This window comes from Halomicronema sp. CCY15110, from assembly GCF_016888165.1.
In the GTDB taxonomy this organism is placed as follows: Bacteria; Cyanobacteriota; Cyanobacteriia; order Phormidesmidales; family Phormidesmidaceae; genus Halomicronema.
The window spans coordinates 1-6227 of sequence record NZ_JACSWC010000027.1; the positions used below are offsets into that span (position 1 = coordinate 1).

Here is a 6227-nt window from a genome sequence, read left to right on the forward strand (position 1 = left end):
AGCCGAGTTTCGACTCCGCTCAACTCTCGATACTGGTAGGTTGAGCGAAGTCGAAACCGGATTGAACGGGTACTTTACTGAGTTGCAGATCCCTAACGCTGGCCTTTATCGAGGAGACCCCGGGTGACGCCGAGTTTGCTTTGCAGTTTCAGCTGCATCCAGAGCTTGCCCCCAGATAAATCACCGGAGAGCAGTTTTTGATCGTGGCACAAGGTTTGTGAAACCGGGGCGGGAGATTCATGCAAGGATTCGCGGCGACATTGCGGGACACCCGCGTTGAAAAGGCGTTGGGCAGATTCAATGACGATGGACGATGACCGTTTTGGGGATCGGCATCTCACCGAACGGGCTTGTTACGGTTAGGACGGGGCGAAGTGTTGGGCGAGAAATTTGGTGGCGGCAGCGGCGGGAAGTGGTTTGGCCCAGTAGTATCCTTGGCCGAATTCGGCTTTGAGCGATCGCAATGCCTCCACATCCTCCATCGTCTCGACCCCTTCGGCGATCACATCCATGCCCAGGGTATGGGCCAAATCAACGATGGTGCGAACGATCGCGAAATCTTCGGCACTATTCATATTGCGGACAAAGGACTGATCCACCTTGAGGGTGTCGATGGGAAAGCGGCGCAGATAGCTGAGGGAGGAATAGCCCGTGCCGAAGTCATCGAGGCTGAGCTTGCAGCCGAGCGATCGCAACTTAAACATCAGATCAATGGCGGCTTCCACATCCCCCATCACCATACTTTCGGTGACTTCGAGCTTAAAGGTGAGGCCCGCAAGTTGGCGATCTTGCATAATTTTGGCCAGTTGTTCCACTAGGTCGGGTTGCTCAAACTGCCGTCCTGAGAGGTTAATGCTGATCAGCAGCGGCCAGTCAGAAAATTGCTGCCGCCATTCATAAGCCTGTTGACAGGCGGTTTCACAAATCCATTGTCCGAGGGGAATAATGAGGCCCGTTTCTTCGGCGAGGGGCACAAATATGCCGGGTGAGATCAAGCCGCGTTGGGGATGTTGCCAGCGGATGAGGGCTTCAAACCCGGCGATGCGATCGCTCTCCAGCGAGACGATGGGCTGGTAATACAGTTCAAACTGCTGGTCGGCGAGAGCTTGGCGGAGTTCGTCTTCTAAGGCAAATCGCTGCACGCTGGCTTCTAACATGCCGGAGGCAAAGACTTGATACTGAGTCTGTCCCAGAGACCGGGCGCGAAACATGGCGGTATGGGCATCGCGCAGGAGATTTTCCGCTGTGTGAACGTAGTTGGGCTGGGTAATGGCAATGCCGATATTGGTGTCGGTGACCACTGACTGCTGGGGGGGAATGGTGATGGGTTGAGCCACGTCATCACGAAGCTGATTAGCCAGCGTTTCGAGGACGGCTTTGTCATCAGCGGGCACGACGATCGCACAATCGTCTTCATCGATGCGGGCAATTTTGGCGGCCTTGGGCAGGCGTGCTCGCAGCCGCGCCATCAGTTCCAGCCACATGTAGTTGCCTGTCGTTTGTCCTAAGCTGCTGTTGACCAGTCCCAGCTGATCCAAATGCACGTAGAGGACGCCCAGCGGTCGCGTTTGTTGCTGGCGCTGGCGCTGTTTGAGCGATCGCCGCAGGTAGGCCGTGAGGGAATTTTGGTTGAGGGCTCCCGTCAGGGCATCGTGAGACGTGGTGTAGAATACGCGGTGCGTCATCGCCAAGCCCAACGCCCCGATGAACGTGAGTACCGGCCCCACCACCGGAATCCACACTTGGTAAGGAAACAGCCCAGCGCTGGTAAACACAATGACGCTGACACCGCCGATCGCGACTATAGATAACACAATCGGTCGCCGCAATCGCCAAGCCAACAGGCTCCCCGCGATCGCCCACGCCAGTAGCCATCCACCTTCTTGCCACTGTGACCAATAGCGAAAGGGAGAGCGGGTGCCGTCTGCCAAGTCCAGCAAGTGGCTGATCATTTGGGCGTGTACCATCACCCCAGACATTTGAAAGGACTCTTGCCGCACGGCACTGTAGGGCGTCGGCAAAAAATCTTTGAGGCTGGGGGCCACACTGCCGACCAACACCACGCGCCCTGTGAGATCAGTCAACGCCTCCGGAGGGGCATCCAGCAGTTCACTCAGGGTGAGAGTGGGAGCGATCGCCTCAGCCCCCCGGTAGTCCAACAAAATTTGGTAGCCCCGGACATCAGCGGTTTGATAGCCGCCATCGGTCGCTTGCAAGCGCTCTAAAACGACTTCATCCCAAAACAGGGCTTCGGAGTTGTAGCCAAACGTCTTGCCTTGCTCGGTCAAGTGAAGGCGGCTGACCTGTAGCGCAAACGAAAAATACGGGTCTTCGCCGTCGCCGACCTGCATTAAGTTGCGCCGCAAGACGCCATCGGTGTCGAGGGTAAAGTCATTAAACCCGACGCGCTCTGGCGGCACCGTCGGCGGGGGCGGAATCGCAAACACCTGATTGGTAATCGCGATGATATTGGGAGCCGCCAATTCTTCGATCAGCGCCTGCTCTCCGGGTGGCACGGGCAGATCACGATACAGATCCAGCCCGATGACGCTGGGATTAGTCGTTTGTAGCCGTTCTAAGGCGGCGGCCAATACCTCATCGCTAAGGGGCCAACCATAGCGGCGAATGTCGGCTTCTTCAATGCTGATGATCAGCAGCCGCTCATCCGGCGGCAGCGCCGGACGCCCCCGCACCCATTGGTCGTGCATGGCGAGTTCCAGGGGTTCTAGCCAGCCGGCACGCTGGGCCACCAGACAAACACTCGCGACCACCGTGCTAGAAATCAGCACCGAGCGTAACGCGGACCAAAAGATTTGCGGGACGACACGGGGTTGCTGCGGGGACTGCCCCCAACGACTCACCCGCGATCGCACCTGATTCACTAAAGTGGCCAGTCGAGGCAAGCTGCCTGTCCTCAATCTTGGGTATCGGGGAGACGCACCGATAAAGTCTCATCAATGGCCTGGTCAAGTTCCAGGCTTTCCAACAGCGCCAACCATTGAGCTTGGTACTCTTCGCAGTCAGGATTGGCCGCCAGCAGTTCTGCTGTGAGGGCGATCGCATCACTCCACAGGCCCGCTGCTTGATAGGCTTGCACCTGCTCCAACTGGGAATCAGCGTCAGCCCCCACCTCGGTATCCACCTCGGTTTGCTGCAACCAACCATTCACCACAATCGCCGTGGCGGGGTTAGTCTCATCACAATTCGCCGAAAAATACCACGGATAATACTCGCCGACTGCCAGGGTATCCGCTGGAATCTGTATCCCGATCAGCTCGGCCTTACCCCCAGCTTCTAAGGTTGTCTCATAGATGGGTTCGGCGGCTTCCGTTTCTAAGTAAAAAGTAACTTGATAGGGGTCAACCGTGGCGGGCACGGCGAAATACAGCGTCGGCTCCTCACGCTGGGTGACGCCCAAATTGTTGTCGGGATTGAGCGCTACCACCGCTGCGGCATTAATCACACAGCCTCCCCGGGTGCCGCCCCCCACTCGTCGCCCCGGAAATTCGTTTTGGTCTTGCGCGGCGGCAGGCCAGACCATCGTCGAGGCCAGCAATAAGCTACTAATGGGCAGCGCTAAACCCACACGTTTGGTAGAAGTTAGAGTCATGATCAACAGTCCCTGAGTCAAGTATTAGCAGTGTAGTCGGCTGAACCGATCTCTCCATCGCTCTACAAGATCATGGCTCATTTTAGGGAAAAGCAGCAGCCTTCTCGGCACCCATGATGGTGGGGCGCTCTGATCACCAAATCTTGCCACCGCAGGCTCGGTCACTAAACACCGTCTTGCGCCGCCAGTTTTTCGATGTCGGAGAACGTCTTATGCAGAGCTACAGCAAGCCGCGATAGCGAATGAAGACCAGAATTGCCGCCCACGCGCCGAGCGCCACTTTCAGGGCCACCAAGAGATTGAGCAGAGGAATCCAGCCGCCACTGAGTAAGGAACCAAGTTCGCCCTGGGGCAACTCGATCCCCATGAGCGATAGCGCCGCGATCGCAATGAAGATCAACACCGACACTTTTTCTAGGGTGGCGGCTTGCCAGCGTTTGTAGAGCGATTCCATCAGACTCGAAGAGGAGGTGATAGCGACCAGCCCGATCGCGGTGCCCCCGGCGACCCCCGCCGCAAACCCCCCGCCCGGACTCAGGTGCCCGCGAATGGCGAGTTCGATGCTGACCAGGGCCGCGATCGTCGCGCCCAGCCGGGCTAAGACGATGGAAGGATCGTCGGTGAACTGATAGACCGTGCAGGAAGGCTGCTCATTAGCCAGCAAGAACCGCACCCCCATAATCGCGATGCTGAAAACAACAACCTCAAAAATAGTGTCGTACAGGCGATTGCGAAAGATGATGCCCGACACGGCATTGACGACGCCCGTATCTTCGACCACCAGTTCCACCATCGACAGTTCGGCGGTTTCTACTAATGGACTGGGAAACACCAGCATTTTGAGATAAAGGGCGATCGCGGCGATCACATAAATCCACTTCATGACTAACCCTCCAAGGCATTCTGCAATTGACTGTCCGGAGGGGGCGGGGCGGCTGACGTCAACCGTAAGGCCCGAGAAAAGCTCACCGCTACGAGTTCCGGCGGTAGGGCGGCGGCTAAAGTTTCATACAGCCGGGGAATGCGAACATTCAGTAAGTAAGGCGCGGCCACATCATCGGTGCCTTGAGTGGTTGCCAACTGCTCTGCCGGTACACACACCGCATGGATTTCCTTATTTTCCAGGGCAAACTGGAGCGCCTGAGGACTGGCATAGGGCAAGACTTCCAAGCGCAGGTGATGCTTTTTAATCGCCTGACGGAGGGCCGGAAAGAGCTGCTGACCCAAGGCTGAGGGCACCGCTGCATCCAGGTTGGGGGCAGCCGTCGCCAACGTGCCTAAGCGCAGACTCATGGAAGACCGCACCGCGATCGCATACAGCGTGATGGATAACATGGTACCCACCAGCGCTTCGGTCAGGGCCACATCTGCCGCGCCAAACAGGGCATACACCAACGCCGCCACCGCCCCCAAAATGCCTCGAATGATCAACGCGTGATAGGGATCCACTTGGGTGACCAACATGCAGGCAGTCAGCGGCAACAGGGCCGCGATCGCCACCACATCCAAATTCTCAAGCATCTTCCCCTCCGGTACTCGAACAATAAGCCAGCACATAGCCCAGCACGGTATTCCAAATGGCCAGGCAGATCAGGGCCAAAACCAGCAGCGGCCATTCGCTCGGAATTTTCAGCAGCAGTCCCACCACGATACTCATGGAGCCCAGCGTGTCCGCCACCGAGAGGCTATGGAGTTTGAACAATACGGAGCGGTGACCCAGCAGGGGCAAGGTACCCCAAAACCAAAAGATGACGCCCAGGACCATGAGGCCGTAGCTAAAGATGTCGATCATGCTTCGTTCAACCTCCGGATAATGTGGGCCAAGAGCATGAGGGCAGCATTGCCCACACTCAAAATCAATACCCCGACGAGACCGATCATCCAGTCATCGCGCAACACCGACACGACCAAAATCATGATGGACGTCTTTGTAGCGATGCTGGCAAAGGCCAACATTTTTTGCCAAATATCTTCGTCTTGCCACGCTTCGTAAATGGGAATGAGCAAGGCCAATATCATTGCCAGAAGGATGCCGTTCATAGAAGTCGGGAGAGCGGTTAATTACAGCAGGAGCAAGGAGTTAAGGGTGAGCAGCTAGGGGAGCAAAGGAGCGACGAGGCAAGGGAGAGGGGGCCGGGGCAAAAGTCGTCATTTCCCCCCTCACCCTCAATCACCCAGCCACCCTGACGCTCACCTATCCATCAACGCCTCGACGCTTGCGGCGGCGTACGCGATGCACCTCATACCAACCATCTTCGTGGTATTTCAGCACGATGGTCTTGGGTGTAAAGGTAATCAAAAAGATGTCCAGAAAAATCAGGCCAGGAGTGCGATTCGGCTTCACCCGCTCCATCACGGTATCTTCAGCCGTGTGGGGGCGGAAGATGATTTCCACCGCTTCGATATAGGCCGTCGGAATGGCGACGATGATTTCCCACAGGGCATGCAGCCAATCTTTCAGCACCGCCGTCAGGGTGTGATTGCGGGGCAAAATTAGGGCAATACACACCCCGATGACAATATTGGCCGGACTGAGATCAGCCGTCAGCAAAAACCAGATGGTCAGCCGCAATAGCAGGTCTAGGTAGCCGATCATGCCAGCACCATCCCAAATAAG

The 6227-nt window shown here is 56.9% G+C and carries 7 protein-coding genes; all 7 read right to left on the reverse strand.

The genetic code is table 11. The features are described from left to right. Positions 1-359 precede the first annotated feature (359 nt). The 7 genes from JUK32_RS00130 to JUK32_RS00160 all read right to left on the reverse strand — a co-directional run bounded on the left by JUK32_RS00130 (position 360) and on the right by JUK32_RS00160 (position 6206). Positions 360-2903, reverse strand: a complete 2544-nt coding sequence (locus JUK32_RS00130; protein WP_204136848.1) for a bifunctional diguanylate cyclase/phosphodiesterase — start codon at positions 2901-2903, stop codon at positions 360-362. An 11-nt stretch (positions 2904-2914) separates the two neighbouring features. Next, entirely contained in the window at positions 2915-3610 is a 696-nt protein-coding gene (locus JUK32_RS00135; protein ID WP_204136849.1) for a DUF928 domain-containing protein, read from the reverse strand. 220 nt (positions 3611-3830) lie between these two features. After that, positions 3831-4493 carry a Na(+)/H(+) antiporter subunit B gene (locus tag JUK32_RS00140; protein ID WP_204136850.1) on the reverse strand — a complete coding sequence of 221 codons (663 nt, stop codon included), beginning with the start codon at positions 4491-4493 and terminating at the stop codon, positions 3831-3833. Positions 4494-4495: 2 nt separating this feature from the next. Then, complete coding sequence (locus tag JUK32_RS00145) at positions 4496-5131, reverse strand: DUF4040 domain-containing protein (RefSeq protein WP_204136851.1); 636 nt, start codon at positions 5129-5131, stop codon at positions 4496-4498. Further along, on the reverse strand, positions 5124-5402 hold the full coding sequence (locus JUK32_RS00150; protein ID WP_204136852.1) for a monovalent cation/H(+) antiporter subunit G: 279 nt from the start codon (positions 5400-5402) through the stop codon (positions 5124-5126). The genes JUK32_RS00145 and JUK32_RS00150 overlap by 8 nt, the downstream gene beginning before the upstream one ends. Next, entirely contained in the window at positions 5399-5650 is a 252-nt protein-coding gene (locus JUK32_RS00155) for a hypothetical protein (RefSeq protein ID WP_204136853.1), read from the reverse strand. Before JUK32_RS00155 ends, JUK32_RS00150 begins: the two co-directional genes overlap by 4 nt. Positions 5651-5804: 154 nt before the next feature. Continuing rightward, entirely contained in the window at positions 5805-6206 is a 402-nt protein-coding gene (locus tag JUK32_RS00160) for a Na+/H+ antiporter subunit E (RefSeq protein WP_204136854.1), read from the reverse strand. Positions 6207-6227 lie beyond the last annotated feature (21 nt).